Genomic DNA, 16,673 nt, shown 5'->3' on the forward strand with positions numbered 1-16,673 from the left:
CACGATGACACGCATCGCTTATGGTCGACCGCCCCCCTTGGGCGTTATCAGACAGGGAGTTCAACCAGATCATGGCTACTCGACAAAACAAAAGATGGATCATGGCCTTTGGGCGCTATTGGCTAGCCGCGCTGGCACTCGTCGCTAGCTCCAATGTTCGATCTGAGCTATTGAGCAGTAATGGCCACCCAGATTTCAGCCCCTCTTCAACAACTGGATATGGATTACTCATCACCACGGTAATACCGTTTATTACGACGACGGACGATTTTAAAGCGCTCTCCAAACAATACATCCAGGCAGTGAGGGACGATGCCGCCGCTTTCGTTGCTACTGACGGCGATTTCGATGGATCCATGCTGGAGTCTGCGTGGCGCGCGCACCTGGAGCAGCACGCGGATCTACAGTCAGGCAAGAAAGAGTTTGCCCACATGGTTCTGGGTACCCATGGCTGAACAAATCAATATTCACAACAAAGTGGGCCACATATCACGATCGATGTATCCATTTTGCACTTACGATTTCTCCTGTTTTTCAGGGAATGCGCCCCAATCTCGGATTGCCTCATGTCGGCCATCAAACGCAGCTTGGTCGCAAAAGATGAGGGACGATGATCAAGGATCACGGTGGCATGCTTAGTCGGATGGACTCGATTTGCTTCGCGGCGCCGACCTTCTTTCACCTGACCCGGTATTTCTTCTCGGCCTGATCCCAGTCATTCGTCAGCCACAAAAAATGGGCACCCGACCGCAATCTGTGTGCCCATTTTTTTATTGCGCTGCTCCCCGTCATTCAGGGAGTGCGCCGCCATTAAGGATTGACGCTGTCTTTCAAAGACTTGCCTGGCTTGAATGCCACGGTGTTGCTGGCCTTGATTTTGACCGGCTCGCCGGTTTGCGGGTTTTTGCCGGTGCGGGCGCCGCGGTGGCGTTGCAGGAAGGTGCCGAAGCCCACCAGCGTGACGCTGTCCTTGCGGTGCAGAGCGCCGGTGATTTCTTCGAGGACGGCGTTGAGAACGCGGTTGGCCTGTTCTTTGGTCAGATCCGCTTTTTCAGCGATTGCAGCGGCGAGTTCTGGTTTACGCATTAGTGAAGCCCCTTTGACGGTTTTTTGTTGTTATGTCCGTGCTGTTCTCGTTGGAACAGCGCCCAAGGCGCCGCAGGCTCTACTCTGCGGCAGACGGGAGTGAGGATGGCACGCGGATACCGGCTGCGCCAGTCTCCCCGCGACCTTTGTAGGGGCAAAAGCGGGGTGATTCCGACAGAACGACCGGTATTTACGCCAGCAGGGCCGGAAGCTGTTTGTTCAGGGCGAGTTTTTCCATCACCGCCGCGCCGGTCAGCGCGTAGCCGAGCAACTGGCCGTCGGCGCTGTGGCACAGGGCCTTGATGTCGGCGCCCTGCCCTTCAATGGTCCAGACCCCTTCGCTGCCCCGTGGCGGTGGCGAAACGACCAACGGGCACACCGGGGTTTTCACGGTGATCGGCATCGGGCCGTAGCTCACCGCCGTCGGATTGCCCGCCAGGGTTTGTGCCAGCGCACGCGCACAGCTCATGAGGGGCATCACGTACAACAGATTCAGCCCATCGACCTCGGCGCAGTCGCCCAAGGCGTAAATATTGGCGTGAGAGGTCTTCAGGTGGCGGTCAACGACGACGCCACGGTTGACCTGCACGCCGGCCGCCGCCGCCAGATCGATGCGCGGGCGCAGGCCGATCGCCGACACCACCACATCGCAGGCAATCACCTGACCGTCGGACAGATGCGCCTCCAGCCCATCCGCGACTTTTTGCAGACGAGTCAGCACCGGGCCGAGGTGGAAACGCGCCCCCAGGCTTTCCAGCCCGGCCTGCACGGCGGCCGCAGCGGCCGGGTGCAACAGCATCGGCATGACTTGCTCGCACGGCGCCACCAGTTGCACCTCGTAACCGCCGAGGATCAGGTCGTTGGCAAATTCGCAGCCGATCAGGCCGGCACCGAGCAGCAATATGCGACGCTTGCCCGCAGCGGCTGCACGAAAGCGCGCGTAGTCTTCGAGATCGTTGATCGGGAATACCAGCTCGGCGCCATCGCCCTCGATCGGCACACGCACGGTTTCCGCGCCCCAGGCGAGGATCAGGTCGCGGTAGTACACCGCTTCTTCGCCGATCCACAGGCGTTTGTGGCCGGCGTCGATGCCGCTGATGCGCGTGTGGGTGCGCACCTCGGCCTTCAACTGCTCGGCCATGGCGCCGGGTTCGGCCATGCTCAGGCCATCGGCGTCCTTGTTCTTGCCGAAACCGGTGGAGAGCATCGGCTTGGAGTAAGAGCGCCCGTCATCGGCGGTAATCAGCAGCAGCGGGGTTTCGCTGTCGAGTTTGCGAAACTCCCGGGCCAGGTTGTAGCCAGCAAGCCCGGTGCCGACGATTACGACAGGTGCGTTCATGCCTTACTCCTTTTCCGTATTAGCCGATTGCGTACATTTCGAAATCTTGCTTGCCGACACCGCAGTCCGGGCAAAGCCAGTCTTCCGGCACGTCTTCCCATTTAGTGCCTGGCGCGATGCCGTCATCCGGCCAACCCAATGCCTCGTCGTAAATCAGGCCACAGACAATACATTGCCACTTGTTCATTCAGGTACTTCCTCAGGATTCAGGCTTGTGTCGGCGCGAATGGTCGATGGAGCTGCGCTGCCATCCGGCTCAGGGCGTTTTGTACTGATGGTGCCGGGCAGATGCAAGCCTGTTCGGTGCAACGGCGCCCCGGATCCATCAAATTCGCAGCACGCCATGTTAAGCTCGCCGCCTCATTTGCGGCCAATAATGACTCATTGTGCACCATTCAAATGCCTGCCCGGCCCCGCTCTGGCTGACTCAAAGCCGACTGACGCCCCTTCCCGATTCGTTGACCCTCGACTGGTTGTTCGACGAAGGCTCGCTGACCCGCCGCCTGACGCGGCTGTCCAATGACGGCTTCAGCGTCACGCCGTTGTTCGAAGGCTGGGACACTCTGCGCAGTGACGAATGCGCGGCGCTGGAGCTGGCCGAAGGCAGCGAAGGCTGGGTGCGCGAGGTGTATCTGCGCGGTCACGGCGAGGCCTGGGTGTTTGCCCGCAGCGTGGCGTCGCGCGCCGCCCTGCAAGGCGACGGCTTGCACATGGACGAACTGGGGAGCCGCTCGCTGGGCGAACTGCTGTTTTGCGACCACGCCTTTCAGCGTCGCGCCATTGAGGTCTGCCACTACCCGCAAGGCTGGTTGCCGGCCGCCTGCCGTGCGCCTGAATTGTGGGCGCGCCGCTCGCGTTTCGACCGTGGCGCCTTGAGCGTGCTGGTGGCGGAGATTTTCCTGCCGACGTTGTGGAGCGCCGCCCGCGCCCATCCGGAGAACTGCTGATGTACCAGAGCCTGCTCAAGTCCCTGAACCGCTTGAATCCGCGCGCCTGGGATTTCATTCAGCTGACGCGCATGGACAAGCCGATCGGCATTTACCTGCTGCTGTGGCCAACGCTGTGGGCGCTGTGGATTGCCGGCAAAGGCTCGCCGTCGCTGGCCAACATCGCGATTTTCGTGCTCGGCGTGGTGCTGACCCGCGCCGGTGGCTGTGTGATCAACGACTGGGCCGACCGCAAGGTCAACGGCCACGTCAAACGCACCGCGCAACGACCGCTGGCCAGCGGCAAGATCAGTTCGAAAGAGGCGCTGGTATTCTTCGCGCTGCTGATGGGCGTGAGTTTCCTGCTGGTGCTGTGCACCAATGCGCCGACCATCTGGCTATCGCTGGGCGGCCTGGCGCTGGCGTTCACCTACCCGTTCATGAAGCGCTACACCTATTATCCGCAAGTGGTGCTCGGCGCGGCGTTCTCGTGGGGCATGCCGATGGCATTCACCGCCGAAACCGGTGAACTGCCCGCCGCCGCATGGCTGCTGTGGATCGCCAACCTGCTGTGGACGGTGGGTTACGACACTTATTACGCGATGACCGATCGTGACGACGACCTGAAGATCGGCGTGAAATCCACCGCGATTCTGTTCGGCGATGCGGATCGGGTGATCATCCTGACGCTGCAGGCGCTGTCATTGGCTTGCCTGCTGCTGGCCGGGTCGAAGTTCGAGCTGGGGACGTGGTTCCATCTCGGCCTGCTGGTAGCGGCGGGTTGTTACGCGTGGGAGTTCTGGTACACCCGTGACCGGGACCGCATGCGTTGTTTCAAGGCGTTTTTGCACAACCATTGGGCCGGGCTGGCGATTTTTGTCGGGATCGTGCTGGATTACGCGTTGCGTTGAGGTGCGTGACCTGTGGGAGCGGGCTTGCTCGCGAAGGCGGTGTATCAGTTGATACATACACTGACTGACACGACGCCTTCACGAGCAGGCCCGCTCCTACAGGGGATTTGCGTTTACTTGTGCTCGTGCATCACGTGCCAGACATCCTTCATGCCATCGCCCTTCATGTCACCGGGCTTTTCATCCTTCATGAAGGTATACAGCGGCTTACCGTCGTATGCGTACTGCATCATGCCGTCGTCACGCTTGATCACCGTCCATTTGCCTTCAGCCTTGGCACCCGCCGGCGCCATCATCGGTGGCCAGTTCTTCGCACAATCACCGTTGCACATCGACTTGCCGCCAGCGTCCTTGTCGAACGTGTAAACGGTCATGCCTTTGTGATCGACCATCATGCCGTCTTTCATCATGGCCGGTTCGGCCGCCATCGCCAGTCCGGGCAGAGTCAGCGCAGCAGCCATCAGCAGAGCTTTGAAAGAAGCAGTCATTTGAGTCATGGAAACCTTCTTTTGTGGTTGTCAGGATTCGGACTTAGAGCTTAGTCCAGGATCACGCCAACCGCCGGGCGACTAAAATACTGTCACACGACTGCAATAATTCCGTTATCTAATGCGGCGCAAGACAGTTAAATGACAAGAGGATTAAGGCATGGTTGGCAGGAGCATTCTGATCGTCGACGACGAAGCGCCCATTCGCGAAATGATCGCCGTTGCGTTGGAAATGGCCGGCTATGACTGCCTCGAGGCAGAGAACTCGCAGCAGGCACACGCCATTATCGTTGACCGCAAACCGGACCTGATCCTGCTCGACTGGATGCTGCCCGGCACCTCCGGCATCGAACTGGCCCGACGCCTCAAGCGCGACGAGCTGACCGGGGACATCCCGATCATCATGCTCACCGCCAAGGGTGAAGAGGACAACAAGATCCAGGGCCTTGAAGTCGGCGCCGACGATTACATCACCAAGCCATTCTCGCCACGCGAACTGGTTGCCCGCCTCAAGGCTGTGCTGCGCCGCGCCGGCCCGACCGATGGCGAAGCGCCGATCGAAGTCGGCGGCCTGCTGCTCGACCCGATCAGCCACCGCGTGACCATCGATGGCAAACCCGCCGAGATGGGCCCGACCGAATACCGTCTGCTGCAATTCTTCATGACCCACCAGGAACGCGCCTACACCCGCGGGCAGTTGCTGGATCAAGTCTGGGGCGGCAACGTCTATGTTGAAGAGCGCACCGTCGACGTGCACATCCGGCGCCTGCGCAAGGCCCTCGGCGACGCCTACGAAAATCTGGTACAAACCGTGCGCGGCACTGGCTACCGGTTTTCCACCAAGGCCTGACCCGACCGCCAGACTCGCTGACAAGGACCGTATTTTCCGTGAATCAAAACTGGCATGGCACCCTGATTCGCCACATGCTGTTGCTGGTCACCGCCTGTCTGGTGATCGGCCTGATCAGCGGCTATTACGGCTGGAGCCTCGCTGCAGGCCTGGGCCTGTACCTGGCCTGGACGCTCAAGCAATTGCTGCGCCTGCACGAATGGCTGCGCCTGCACCAACCCGATGAAGCACCGCCCGACGGCTACGGCCTGTGGGGCGAGGTGTTCGACAGCATCTACCACCTGCAACGTCGCGACCAACGGGTGCGCGGGCGTCTGCAAGCGGTGATCGACCGCGTGCAGGAGTCCACCGCCGCGCTGAAAGACGCGGTGATCATGCTCGACAGCGACGGCAACCTGGAATGGTGGAACCGCGCCGCCGAAACCCTGCTCGGCCTCAAGACCCCGCAGGACAGCGGCCAACCGGTGACCAACCTGGTACGCCATCCGCGCTTCAAGGAGTACTTCGAGCAGGAAAGCTACGCCGAGCCGCTGGAAATCCCTTCACCGACCAATGATCGCGTGCGCATTCAGCTGTACCTCACCCGCTACGGCAACAACGAGCATCTGATGCTGGTGCGCGACGTCACGCGCATCCATCAACTGGAACAGATGCGCAAAGACTTCATCGCCAACGTCTCCCACGAATTGCGCACGCCGCTGACGGTGATCTGCGGCTACCTGGAAACCCTGCTCGACAACGTCGAGGAGGTGAATCCGCGCTGGAGTCGTGCCCTGCAACAGATGCAACAACAGGGCGGACGCATGCAGACGCTGCTCAACGATCTGTTGCTGCTGGCGAAACTGGAAGCCACCGATTACCCGTCGGACAACCAGCCGGTGCAGGTCGATGCGCTGCTGCAATCGATCAAGAGCGATGCGCAGCAGTTGTCCGGACAGAAAAACCAGCGCATTACTCTCGAAGCTGACGCAAAGATCCTGCTCAAGGGCAGTGAGGCAGAACTGCGCAGCGCGTTTTCCAATTTGGTGTTCAACGCCGTGAAGTACACCCCGGCCGAGGGCAACATCCGCATTCGCTGGTGGGGCGACGATCAGGGCGCGCACTTGAGCGTGCAGGATTCCGGGATCGGCATCGACAGCAAACACCTGCCGCGCCTGACCGAACGCTTCTACCGCGTCGATTCCAGTCGCAATTCCAATACCGGCGGCACTGGCCTGGGCCTGGCGATCGTCAAACACGTGTTGCTGCGCCACCGCGCGCGGATGGAGATCAGCAGCGTGCCCGGTCACGGCAGCACGTTCACCTGCCATTTCGCCCCGGCCCAGGTCGCTCAGGCACGGGCAATCAGCGCCGCCGAGTGATGCCGGCCAGCACGCGCCACTAGGCAATCGCCATGTCAGCCGCTACATTGGCTGACTTGCGTCTGCCTTTCAGGCGCGATTTTTTCTCTCTTACGAATCACACGGAACCCGCAAAACTCCATCATGGACCCTTCCCCTGGCTTGTCCCTCGCAACAATATTCGCCGATTTCGGCATGATTCTTTTCGCTCTGATCCTGGTTTTGCTCAACGGCTTTTTCGTTGCGGCGGAATTCGCCATGGTCAAACTGCGCTCGACCCGGGTCGAGGCCATCGCCGACAAGAACGGCTGGCGCGGGCATATCCTGCGCACCGTACACAGTCAGCTCGATGCCTACCTCTCGGCGTGTCAGCTCGGTATCACCCTGGCCTCCCTTGGCCTGGGCTGGGTCGGTGAGCCGGCGTTCGCGCACATTCTCGAGCCGCTGCTGAGCGCGATCGGCGTGCAGTCGCCGGAAGTGGTCAAAGGCATTTCGTTCTTTACCGCGTTCTTCATCATTTCCTACCTGCACATCGTGGTCGGTGAGCTGGCGCCCAAGTCGTGGGCGATCCGCAAACCCGAGCTGCTCTCGCTGTGGACAGCGGTGCCGCTGTACCTGTTCTACTGGGCGATGTACCCGGCGATCTACCTGCTCAACGCCAGTGCCAACGCGATTTTGCGTATCGCCGGCCAAGGCGAGCCCGGCCCGCACCACGAACACCATTACAGCCGCGAAGAACTGAAACTGATCCTGCACTCCAGCCGTGGTCAGGACCCGAGCGACCAGGGCATGCGCGTGCTGGCCTCGGCGGTGGAAATGGGCGAGCTGGAAGTGGTCGACTGGGCCAACTCCCGGGAAGACCTGATCACCCTCGAATTCAATGCGCCGCTGAAAGAAATCCTGGCGATGTTCCGTCGCCACAAGTTCAGCCGTTACCCGGTGTACGACAGCGAGCGCCAGGAGTTCGTCGGCCTGCTGCACATCAAGGACCTGCTGCTGGAGCTGGCGGCGCTGGACCATATTCCCGAGTCGTTCAATCTCGCAGAACTGACTCGTCCGCTGGAGCGCGTGTCACGGCACATGCCGCTGTCGCAGTTGCTGGAGCAGTTCCGCAAGGGCGGCTCGCACTTCGCTGTGGTTGAAGAAGCCGACGGCAACATCATCGGCTACCTGACCATGGAAGACGTGCTGGAAGTGCTGGTCGGCGACATCCAGGACGAACACCGCAAGGCCGAACGCGGGATTCTCGCCTATCAGCCGGGCAAGCTGCTGGTACGCGGTGATACACCGTTGTTCAAGGTTGAGCGCCTGCTCGGCATTGATCTGGACCACATCGAAGCCGAAACCCTCGCCGGGCTGGTCTACGAGACTCTGAAACGGGTGCCGGAAGAGGAAGAAGTACTGGAAGTCGAAGGCCTGCGGATCATCATCAAGAAGATGAAAGGGCCGAAGATTGTGCTGGCGAAGGTGTTGATGCTGGATTGATCGGCTGATCCGGCACCACGCCGATCCTTTCGCGAGCAAGCCCGCTCCCACACTGGAATGCATTTCAACTGTGGGAGCGGGCTTGCTCGCGAATGGGCCTGCAGCGGCAACACATCACTGCTTGCCCAACGCAAAGTTGGGCAACGCCCCCAGCGGCTGGTTGAACTGATACGGAATCGACACCAGGCCCTGCCCGGTATTGCGCTGCACCACAAAGTGCAGGTGCGGGCCGCTGCTGTTGCCGGTGTTGCCGGACAGCGCCAGCGGGCTGCCGACCGTCACCCGCTGCCCCTCACGGACGCTCACCGAGCCTTGCTTGAGGTGCAGGTACACGCCCATCGTGCCGTCATCGTGCAGCACCCGGACGAAATTGCCCGAGGCATCATTGCCGCGCCCGCTCTGCGAGTCTTCGGTTTTCACCACCACCCCGGCCCGCGCCGCGATGATCTGTGTGCCGACCGGCATGGCGATGTCCATCGCGTATTTGTTCTTCGGCCCGTAGTGGCTGTATTGGCCGTTGGCACCCTGACTGAGGCGGAACGGCCCGCCCCGCCATGGCAACGGATAGCGATAGCTCTGAGCGGCTCCCGCAGGGTCACCCAGCGCATACTGGAACTGCGGCGTATACACCAACGGCTTGCTGCCGGTGATCGCCGTCAGCAGCGCCAGACGCGTATTACTGCGCGCCGGCAACACCCGGCGAATGGTCTGAGCCGGTGCGCCACGCACGTTACTCATTCCGGTAAATGCCAGTGCGACCTCGACCGGTGCGTACAGATCGTTGCGCACAAACACCACATCGGTGCCCTTCTGCTTCTTGATGTCGAGATACACCTGGCGCTCCAGGTGCTCGACCATACGGTCCTGAAACACGAACACCTGCGAGCCTTTGCTCGGTCGGTCGCTGTACGAGACCACGCCGTTGGCATCGGTGGATTTGTAGATCGTCATGGCCACAGCCGAGGTGGAGGCCATGAAAAGACCACAGAAAAACAGCAGGCGCGCGAGCATGGGCAAGAGTCTGTCGAAGGAAGGCCTGGGAATGAGCCTAGCAGGTGAGACAGACCAGGCTAGTCGACAGATGTTTCAAATTGGGCGGTCTGGGAGGTTGATCGTGCAAGTGATGGCCCCTTCGCGAGCAAGCCCGCTCCCACCTTTGAAATGCATTCCAATGTGGGAGCGAGCCTGCTCGCGAAAGCGGACTGTCAGGCGACGAAAATCACGCGCCCGGAACGAAGTGCTTCTGCGCCGTGCCGCGGGCGATCAGGCGGGAGATGTAGTCGAGCTTCTGCGCGTCCTGGTCGACGAAGCGGAAGGTCAGTTGCAGCCAGTCGCTGTCCGCTTTCTGCTCGTGGGCGACGATGGCATGCAGGTAACCGTTGAGACGGGCGATTTCAGCGTTGTCGCCCTGCTCCAGGTCGAGCACGGCGCTGTCGAGGATCTGCGGCAGGGTCTCGGTGCGCTTCACCACCAACAGCGCTTCCTTGATGCTCAGGGCCTTGATCACGCATTGCTGGTTGCCGCTCGGCAGGCGCAACTGGCCCTGACCACGACCACCGACGGGGGCTTTCGAGGCTGCCGGTGCCTGCACCGGCGGGCTGTTGAGCAAGCCACGCGATGGTGCAGCGGCAGGCGTTGGTGCAGCGACCGCAGGCTTGGCGAACGGGTTGACTGCAGCAGCTGCCGGAGCGCCACCCACCACGGCAGGCTTGCCGCCGGTCAACGCGCTCAGGGAGTCGTTGCCGAACGCCGAGTTCATCTTGGTCGGCGCGCTGTTCATCAGGGTGTCGAGCTTGCCGACCTTGTTCAGCGCCTGCTTGACCTTGGTCAGCAGTTGCTCGTTGGTGAACGGTTTGCTGACATAGCCAGAAACGCCAGCCTGAATCGCCTGCACCACGTTCTCTTTATCGCCACGGCTGGTGACCATGATGAACGGCATGGACTTGAGGTTGTCCTGCTGGCGGCACCAGGTCAGCAGTTCGAGACCGGACATTTCCGGCATTTCCCAGTCGCACAGCACCAGGTCGAACGCTTCCTTGGCCAGCATCGCCTGGGCCTTTTTGCCGTTGATGGCATCCTCGGTGCGAATCCCCGGGAAGTAGTTACGCAGGCACTTTTTCACCAGGTCGCGAATGAACGAAGCGTCGTCCACGACCAACACACTGATCTTGCTCATCCAACACCCCTATAAAAATCCCGGCAAGCATACCGCTTTTGCTGATGGCACATTGCCAACAATCTTCAGTCACGCCGGGACTTTTCGTTCGCGGGTGCTGCTTTTCAATTCGATTTCCTGACTCAAGCGCCATAAACAAAAACGCCCGGCCAAAGGGCCGGGCGTTTTTCTCAGGCAATCTTACTTATCGTCAGCATCGCCCGGAACATTAGCGGTTTCGCCGCTTGTGCCTTCAACTTCTTCTTTCATGCGCTTGAGGCCCATGTGCCGCACATCGGTCCCGCGCACCAGGTAGATCACCAGTTCCGAGATGTTGCGCGCGTGGTCGCCAATCCGCTCCAGCGAACGCAGCACCCAGATGATGCTCAGAACCCGCGAGATAGAGCGCGGATCTTCCATCATGTAGGTCGCCAGCTCACGCAGGGCCGTCTTGTATTCGCGGTCGATGATCTTGTCGTATTGCGCCACCGACAACGCCAGATCAGCGTCGAAACGGGCAAACGCGTCCAGCGCATCGCGCACCATGTTGCGCACCTGGTCGCCAATGTGGCGAACCTCGACGTAACCGCGCGGTGCTTCGCCTTCTTCGCACAGCTGAATCGCGCGGCGCGCGATCTTGGTCGCTTCGTCACCGATGCGTTCAAGGTCGATCACCGATTTGGAAATGCTGATGATCAGCCGCAGGTCGGACGCCGCCGGCTGCCGACGGGCGAGAATGCGCAGGCACTCTTCGTCGATGTTGCGTTCCATCTGGTTGATCTGGTCGTCGATCTCGCGCACCTGCTGGGCCAGGCCGGAGTCGGCCTCGATCAGCGCGGTGACTGCGTCGTTGACCTGCTTCTCGACCAGCCCACCCATGGCCAGGAGGTGGCTGCGCACTTCCTCGAGCTCGGCGTTGAACTGCGCGGAGATATGGTGGGTAAGACCTTCTTTGGAAATCATGCATTCGCTCCGAAAAAGCGTTTAACCAAGAGCTGCTAGCTACAAGCTGCAAGCTGTTATGTGGTGATCCATGCCGCTTCGCTTCTAACTCGCCGCTTGAAGCTTGCCGCTCGCAGCTGCTTCAATCAGCCGTAACGACCGGTGATGTAGTCTTCGGTCTGCTTCTTCGCCGGATTGGTGAACAGGGTATCGGTGTCGCCAAACTCCACCAGTTTGCCCATGTACATGAACGCCGTGTAGTCGGAAACCCGTGCGGCCTGCTGCATGTTGTGGGTCACGATGACGATGGTGAACTTGGACTTCAGCTCGTAGATCAGCTCTTCGACTTTCAGGGTCGAGATCGGGTCGAGGGCCGAGCATGGTTCGTCGAGCAGCAACACTTCCGGCTCAACCGCGATGGTGCGAGCGATCACCAGACGCTGCTGCTGACCACCGGACAGACCGAGTGCCGAATCATGCAGGCGATCCTTCACTTCGTCCCACAGCGCCGCGCCTTTCAACGCCCACTCGACCGCTTCGTCGAGGATGCGTTTCTTGTTGATGCCCTGGATGCGCAAGCCGTAGACCACGTTTTCGTAGATGGTCTTCGGGAACGGGTTCGGCTTCTGAAACACCATGCCGACGCGACGACGCAACTCGGCGACGTCTTCGCCCTTGCGATAGATGTTGTTGCCGTACAGGTTGATCGCGCCTTCGACGCGGCAGCCGTCAACCAGGTCGTTCATGCGGTTGAAGGTACGCAGCAGCGTCGACTTGCCGCAACCGGACGGGCCGATGAAGGCAGTCACGCGCTGTTTCGGGATGTTCATGCTGACGTCGAACAGCGCCTGCTTCTCGCCGTAGAACAGGCTCAGGCCCGGGACTTCGATGGCAACGGTTTCCTGCGCGAGGTTCAGGCTCTGTTTATCGCGACCCAGGGCGGACATGTTGATGCCGTGGGTATGTGTTTCGTGCTGCATGGGAGGCTCCCTGTGCTAACAAATTCGGTTCGGTTAGCCGCTTGGTGCGGCTGTACTCAATCTAGGGTGGGAGCGGGCTTGCTCGCGAAGCAGTCGGCACATTCAACCTCAATGTCGCCTGACCCACCGCCTTCGCGAGCAAGCCTGCTCCCACCGGGATATCAACTGTCCAAAGCTTTGTATTTTTCGCGCAGGTGGTTACGAATCCACACTGCCGACAGGTTCAACGTGGCGATCACCAGCACCAGCAGCAGCGCCGTGGCGTACACCAGTGGCCGTGCGGCTTCGACGTTCGGGCTCTGGAAGCCGACGTCATAAATGTGGAAGCCCAGGTGCATGATCTTCTGGTCCAGGTGCAGGTACGGGTAGTTGCCATCCACCGGCAGCGACGGCGCCAGCTTCACCACACCCACCAGCATCAGCGGCGCCACTTCACCGGCAGCACGGGCCACGGCGAGGATCATGCCGGTCATCATCGCCGGGCTGGCCATCGGCAGGACGATCTTCCACAGCGTTTCCGCCTTGGTCGCACCCAGTGCCAGCGAACCTTCGCGGACGGTGCGCGGGATACGCGCCAGACCTTCCTCAGTCGCCACGATCACCACCGGCACCGCCAGCAGCGCGAGGGTCAACGAAGCCCAGAGCAGGCCCGGCGTACCGAAGGTCGGTGCCGGCAGTGCTTCGGGGAAGAACAGACGGTCGACCGAGCCACCCAGCACGTAGACGAAGAAGCCCAGACCGAACACGCCGTAAACGATCGCCGGAACGCCAGCGAGGTTGTTCACCGCGATGCGGATGATCCGGGTCAAGGCGTTCTGCTTGGCGTATTCACGCAGGTACACCGCCGCCAGCACGCCAAACGGGGTGACGATCATCGCCATGATCAGGGTCATCATCACGGTGCCGAAGATCGCCGGGAAAATCCCGCCTTCGGTGTTCGCTTCACGCGGGTCGTCGGACAGGAACTCCCAGACCTTGCCGAAGTAGAAACCGATCTTGGCCATCGTGCCCATGGCATTCGGCTGGTAAGCGTGAACCACTTTGCCCAGGCCGATTTCGATCTCTTTGCCGTTGGCATCGCGGGCAGTCAAAGCGTCGCGGTTGAACTGTGCATGCAGATCGGCCAGACGTGCTTCGATGTCCTGATAACGAGCGTTCAGCTCGGCGCGCTCGGCGTCCATGTCCGCTTGCGCGGTGGCATCGAGTTTGCCGTCCAGTTCCAGTTTGCGGCCGTGCAGACGGATGCGTTCCAGACCTGAGTTGATCGCGCCGATGTCGGTCTTTTCCAGGGACTTGAGCTGCGCGGCGAGCTTGTTCACGCGGTCGATCCGCGCTTGCAGCTCGGGCCAGGCGGCTTCGCCCTCGGCGATCACCTTGCCGTCCTGTTTGACGTTGACCAGGTAGCCGTAGAAGTTGCCCCACTCGCGACGCTCGATCGTCATCAATTCTGGCGGCGTGGTCTGGTTGGTCAGCCACTCGCCGACGATCCAGGTGAAGTCGTTGCCATTCAAGTCACGGTTGCCGACCTTGATCAGCTCGCGAGTCATGAATTCCGGGCCCTGGTCGGGCACCGGCAAGCCGGCGCTTTTCAGGCGGGCGCGAGGCACTTCTTCTTTCTGTACCACTTCGCCGATGACCAGGTGATTGGCCTGGCCCGGTACGTCGTAGTTGGCGTGGATCAGGTCCGCCGGCCAGAAGTGACCGAGGCCGCGCACGGCGATCACCGCCAGCAGGCCAATGGTCATGATGACCGCGATGGACACCGCGCCACCGCTGATCCAGACGCCCGGGGCGCCGCTCTTGAACCATCCATTCAGGGAGTTCTGTTTCACAGACTTCTACCTTTCTTAAAGCGACGAGTATTTCTTGCGCAGACGCTGACGAATCAGTTCTGCCAGGGTGTTCATGACGAAGGTGAACAACAGCAGCACCAGCGCCGAGAGGAACAGCACGCGGTAGTGGCTGCCACCGACTTCCGACTCGGGCATTTCCACCGCGACGTTGGCGGCCAGGGTGCGCAGGCCTTCGAACAGGTTCATTTCCATGACCGGGGTGTTACCCGTGGCCATCAGCACGATCATGGTTTCCCCGACCGCGCGGCCCATGCCGATCATCAGCGCCGAGAAGATCCCCGGGCTGGCGGTGAGAATCACCACGCGGGTCATGGTCTGCCACGGCGTGGCACCGAGGGCCAGGGAGCCGAGGGTCAGGCCACGCGGCACACTGAACACGGCGTCTTCGGCGATCGAGTAGATGTTCGGGATCACCGCAAAACCCATGGCCAGACCGACCACCAGGGCGTTGCGCTGATCGTAGGTGATGCCCAGGTCGTGGGAGATCCACATGCGCATGTCACCGCCGAAGAACCAGTTCTCCATGAACGGACTCATGTACAGCGACAGCCAGCCCACGAACAGGATCACCGGAATCAGCAGCGCACTTTCCCAGCCGTCCGGCACCTTGAGGCGGATCGACTCAGGCAGACGGCTGAAGGTGAAACCGGCGACCAGAATGCCGATCGGCAGCAGCATCAGCAGACTGAAAATGCCCGGCAGATGCCCTTCCACATACGGCGCGAGGAACAGACCGGCGAAGAAGCCGAGGATCACCGTCGGCATCGCTTCCATCAACTCGATCACCGGTTTGACCTTGCGGCGCATGCCCGGGGCCATGAAATACGCGGTGTAGATCGCTGCGGCAACGGCCAGCGGCGCGGCCAGCAGCATCGCGTAGAACGCGGCTTTCAGCGTGCCGAAGGTCAGTGGCGAGAGGCTCAGTTTCGGTTCGAAGTCGGTGTTGGCTGCGGTCGATTGCCAGACGTATTTAGGCTCGTCGTAGTTCTCGTACCAGACCTTGCTCCACAGCGCGCTCCACGACACTTCCGGGTGCGGGTTGTCGAGCAGCAGCGGTTGCAGCTTGCCGCCGGCTTCGACGATCACCCGGTTGGCGCGTGGCGACAGACCGAACAGGCCCTGCCCTTCGGCCACCGGCTCGACCAGCAAGGTGCGGTGTGCGGTGCTGTGGAACACTCCGAGTTTGCCGGAAGCATCAAGGGCTACGAAGCCTTTGCGACGCTCTTCGGCAGTGATTTCCACGATTGGCGCAGTGCCCATCTGGAAGGTACGGATCTGTTTCAGGCGCAGCTCGCCATCGGTATCACGGGCCATGAACCACTGGGCCAGGCCGCCCTTGGAGTCACCGATGATCAGCGAGATACCACCGACCAGCTGCGTCGACGCGGTGACTTCAGCGTCGGCGTTTTCCAGCAGTTTGTAGCGACCGTTGAGGCTCTTGTCACGCAGGCTGAACACGTCGGCCTGGGCACGCCCGTTGACCACGTACAGCCATTGCTGGCGCGGGTCGACGAAGATGTTTTTCACCGGCTCGGTCATCTGCGGCAGATCGATACGCTTCTGCTCGTTGGTGACTTCGCCGGTCATCATGTTTTCTTCGCTGGTCAGCGACAACACATTGAGTTGCGAACCGGTCGAACCCACCAGCATCAGGGTCGAATCGGTGGCGTTGAGGCTCACGTGTTCCAGCGCCCCGCCGCTCTCGTTCACCGCGATCGGCGTGTTGCCGTATGGGTATTCGATGGCCGGGGTGATGGTTTTCTTGCCATCGGGGTAGCTGACTTTATAGGTGTGGCGGAACACCAGTGCCTGGCCGTTGGACAGGCCCACGGCCACCAGCGGATGACCTGGCTGATCTTCGCCGATGGACGTCACGCTGGTGCCTGCGGGGACTGGCAGATCGACGCGCTTCAATTCAGCGCCACTGTCGATGTCGAAGAACAGCGCCTGGCCTTTGTCGGAAACGCGCATCGCCACCTGATTCTGCTCTTCGAGCGAAATCATCAGCGGCTTGCCGGCGTCCTGCATCCAGGCCGGGGTAACGGCATCTTTCGCGGTCAGGCTGGCACCGTGGAATAACGGCGCAACGACGTAGGCGAGAAAGAAGAAGATCAGGGTGATGGCTGCCAGCACCGCCAGCCCGCCAACGAGGACGTACCAACGGGTGAAGCGATCCTTGAGCGCGCGAATGCGGCGCTTGCGTTGCAGCTCAGGCGTATTGAAATCAATGCGCTTGGGAGGGGAAGTCGTAGTCATTGGGGAATTGGCCAGATCATTCATGCGCTCACCCTAGCGATCCTGTATGACAGAAAGATGAC

16 protein-coding genes and 1 pseudogene are annotated in these 16,673 nt (G+C 60.9%); 7 read left to right on the top strand and 10 right to left on the bottom strand.

What is annotated here, in order from left to right; all coding sequences use genetic code 11:
- Positions 1-71 precede the first annotated feature (71 nt).
- Together AC0J41_RS26110 and AC0J41_RS26115 are read left to right on the top strand one after the other, a co-directional pair.
- Positions 72-455 (top strand): DUF2388 domain-containing protein, encoded by a 384-nt coding sequence (locus AC0J41_RS26110; protein WP_473013963.1) that lies wholly within the window; start codon positions 72-74, stop codon positions 453-455.
- Between the two features lie 108 nt (positions 456-563).
- Positions 564-709: pseudogene (locus AC0J41_RS26115) on the top strand (phosphatidate cytidylyltransferase); the annotation flags it as partial.
- Positions 710-810: 101 nt separating this feature from the next.
- On the opposite strand, the gene AC0J41_RS26120 reads toward AC0J41_RS26115, so the two are convergent.
- The 3 genes from AC0J41_RS26120 to AC0J41_RS26130 form a co-directional block, all read right to left on the bottom strand.
- Complete coding sequence (locus tag AC0J41_RS26120) at positions 811-1,086, bottom strand: HU family DNA-binding protein (RefSeq protein ID WP_003213368.1); 276 nt, start codon at positions 1,084-1,086, stop codon at positions 811-813.
- Positions 1,087-1,276: 190 nt separating this feature from the next.
- The gene (locus tag AC0J41_RS26125; RefSeq protein ID WP_473013964.1) at positions 1,277-2,425 is read right to left on the bottom strand and encodes an NAD(P)/FAD-dependent oxidoreductase; all 1,149 of its coding nucleotides are present in this window, start codon (positions 2,423-2,425) and stop codon (positions 1,277-1,279) included.
- 19 nt (positions 2,426-2,444) lie between these two features.
- Positions 2,445-2,612, bottom strand: coding sequence for a rubredoxin (locus tag AC0J41_RS26130; RefSeq protein ID WP_025112666.1), 168 nt, complete (start codon positions 2,610-2,612; stop codon positions 2,445-2,447).
- A gap of 199 nt (positions 2,613-2,811) precedes the next feature.
- Here AC0J41_RS26130 and AC0J41_RS26135 point away from each other — a divergent pair, with 199 nt between their 5' ends.
- Positions 2,812-3,372: a chorismate--pyruvate lyase family protein gene (locus tag AC0J41_RS26135; protein WP_025112665.1), complete on the top strand. Its 561-nt coding sequence runs from the start codon at positions 2,812-2,814 to the stop codon at positions 3,370-3,372.
- A complete protein-coding gene (gene ubiA / locus AC0J41_RS26140; RefSeq protein WP_473013965.1) occupies positions 3,372-4,262 on the top strand; it encodes a 4-hydroxybenzoate octaprenyltransferase in 891 nt (296 codons plus the stop codon). The genes AC0J41_RS26135 and ubiA overlap by 1 nt, the downstream gene beginning before the upstream one ends.
- Positions 4,263-4,375: 113 nt before the next feature.
- Here ubiA and AC0J41_RS26145 read toward each other — a convergent pair whose 3' ends face one another.
- A complete protein-coding gene (locus tag AC0J41_RS26145; protein WP_025112663.1) occupies positions 4,376-4,759 on the bottom strand; it encodes a COG4315 family predicted lipoprotein in 384 nt (127 codons plus the stop codon).
- A gap of 151 nt (positions 4,760-4,910) precedes the next feature.
- On the opposite strand from AC0J41_RS26145, the gene phoB reads away from it, so the two are divergent.
- The 3 genes from phoB to AC0J41_RS26160 all read left to right on the top strand — a co-directional run bounded on the left by phoB (position 4,911) and on the right by AC0J41_RS26160 (position 8,425).
- Positions 4,911-5,600, top strand: a complete 690-nt coding sequence (gene phoB, locus AC0J41_RS26150) for a phosphate regulon transcriptional regulator PhoB (protein ID WP_007896474.1) — start codon at positions 4,911-4,913, stop codon at positions 5,598-5,600.
- 74 nt (positions 5,601-5,674) lie between these two features.
- The gene (gene phoR / locus AC0J41_RS26155) at positions 5,675-6,961 is read left to right on the top strand and encodes a phosphate regulon sensor histidine kinase PhoR (RefSeq protein ID WP_473016036.1); all 1,287 of its coding nucleotides are present in this window, start codon (positions 5,675-5,677) and stop codon (positions 6,959-6,961) included.
- 123 nt (positions 6,962-7,084) lie between these two features.
- A complete protein-coding gene (locus AC0J41_RS26160; RefSeq protein ID WP_025112661.1) occupies positions 7,085-8,425 on the top strand; it encodes a hemolysin family protein in 1,341 nt (446 codons plus the stop codon).
- Between the two features lie 114 nt (positions 8,426-8,539).
- On the opposite strand, the gene AC0J41_RS26165 is transcribed toward AC0J41_RS26160, so the two are convergent.
- The 6 genes from AC0J41_RS26165 to AC0J41_RS26190 all read right to left on the bottom strand — a co-directional run bounded on the left by AC0J41_RS26165 (position 8,540) and on the right by AC0J41_RS26190 (position 16,383).
- Positions 8,540-9,436: a peptidoglycan DD-metalloendopeptidase family protein gene (locus tag AC0J41_RS26165; RefSeq protein WP_473013966.1), complete on the bottom strand. Its 897-nt coding sequence runs from the start codon at positions 9,434-9,436 to the stop codon at positions 8,540-8,542.
- A gap of 208 nt (positions 9,437-9,644) precedes the next feature.
- Entirely contained in the window at positions 9,645-10,601 is a 957-nt protein-coding gene (locus AC0J41_RS26170) for a response regulator (protein ID WP_473013967.1), read from the bottom strand.
- Positions 10,602-10,781: 180 nt separating this feature from the next.
- Entirely contained in the window at positions 10,782-11,543 is a 762-nt protein-coding gene (gene phoU, locus AC0J41_RS26175) for a phosphate signaling complex protein PhoU (protein ID WP_007954334.1), read from the bottom strand.
- Positions 11,544-11,668: 125 nt separating this feature from the next.
- The gene (gene pstB, locus AC0J41_RS26180) at positions 11,669-12,502 is read right to left on the bottom strand and encodes a phosphate ABC transporter ATP-binding protein PstB (protein ID WP_102357857.1); all 834 of its coding nucleotides are present in this window, start codon (positions 12,500-12,502) and stop codon (positions 11,669-11,671) included.
- 161 nt (positions 12,503-12,663) lie between these two features.
- A complete protein-coding gene (gene pstA / locus AC0J41_RS26185) occupies positions 12,664-14,334 on the bottom strand; it encodes a phosphate ABC transporter permease PstA (protein WP_473013968.1) in 1,671 nt (556 codons plus the stop codon).
- Positions 14,335-14,349: 15 nt separating this feature from the next.
- On the bottom strand, positions 14,350-16,383 hold the full coding sequence (locus AC0J41_RS26190) for an ABC transporter permease subunit (RefSeq protein WP_473016037.1): 2,034 nt from the start codon (positions 16,381-16,383) through the stop codon (positions 14,350-14,352).
- Positions 16,384-16,673: the final 290 nt, after the last annotated feature.

The sequence above is a fragment of the Pseudomonas sp. Arb-4-2C genome (assembly GCF_055755015.1).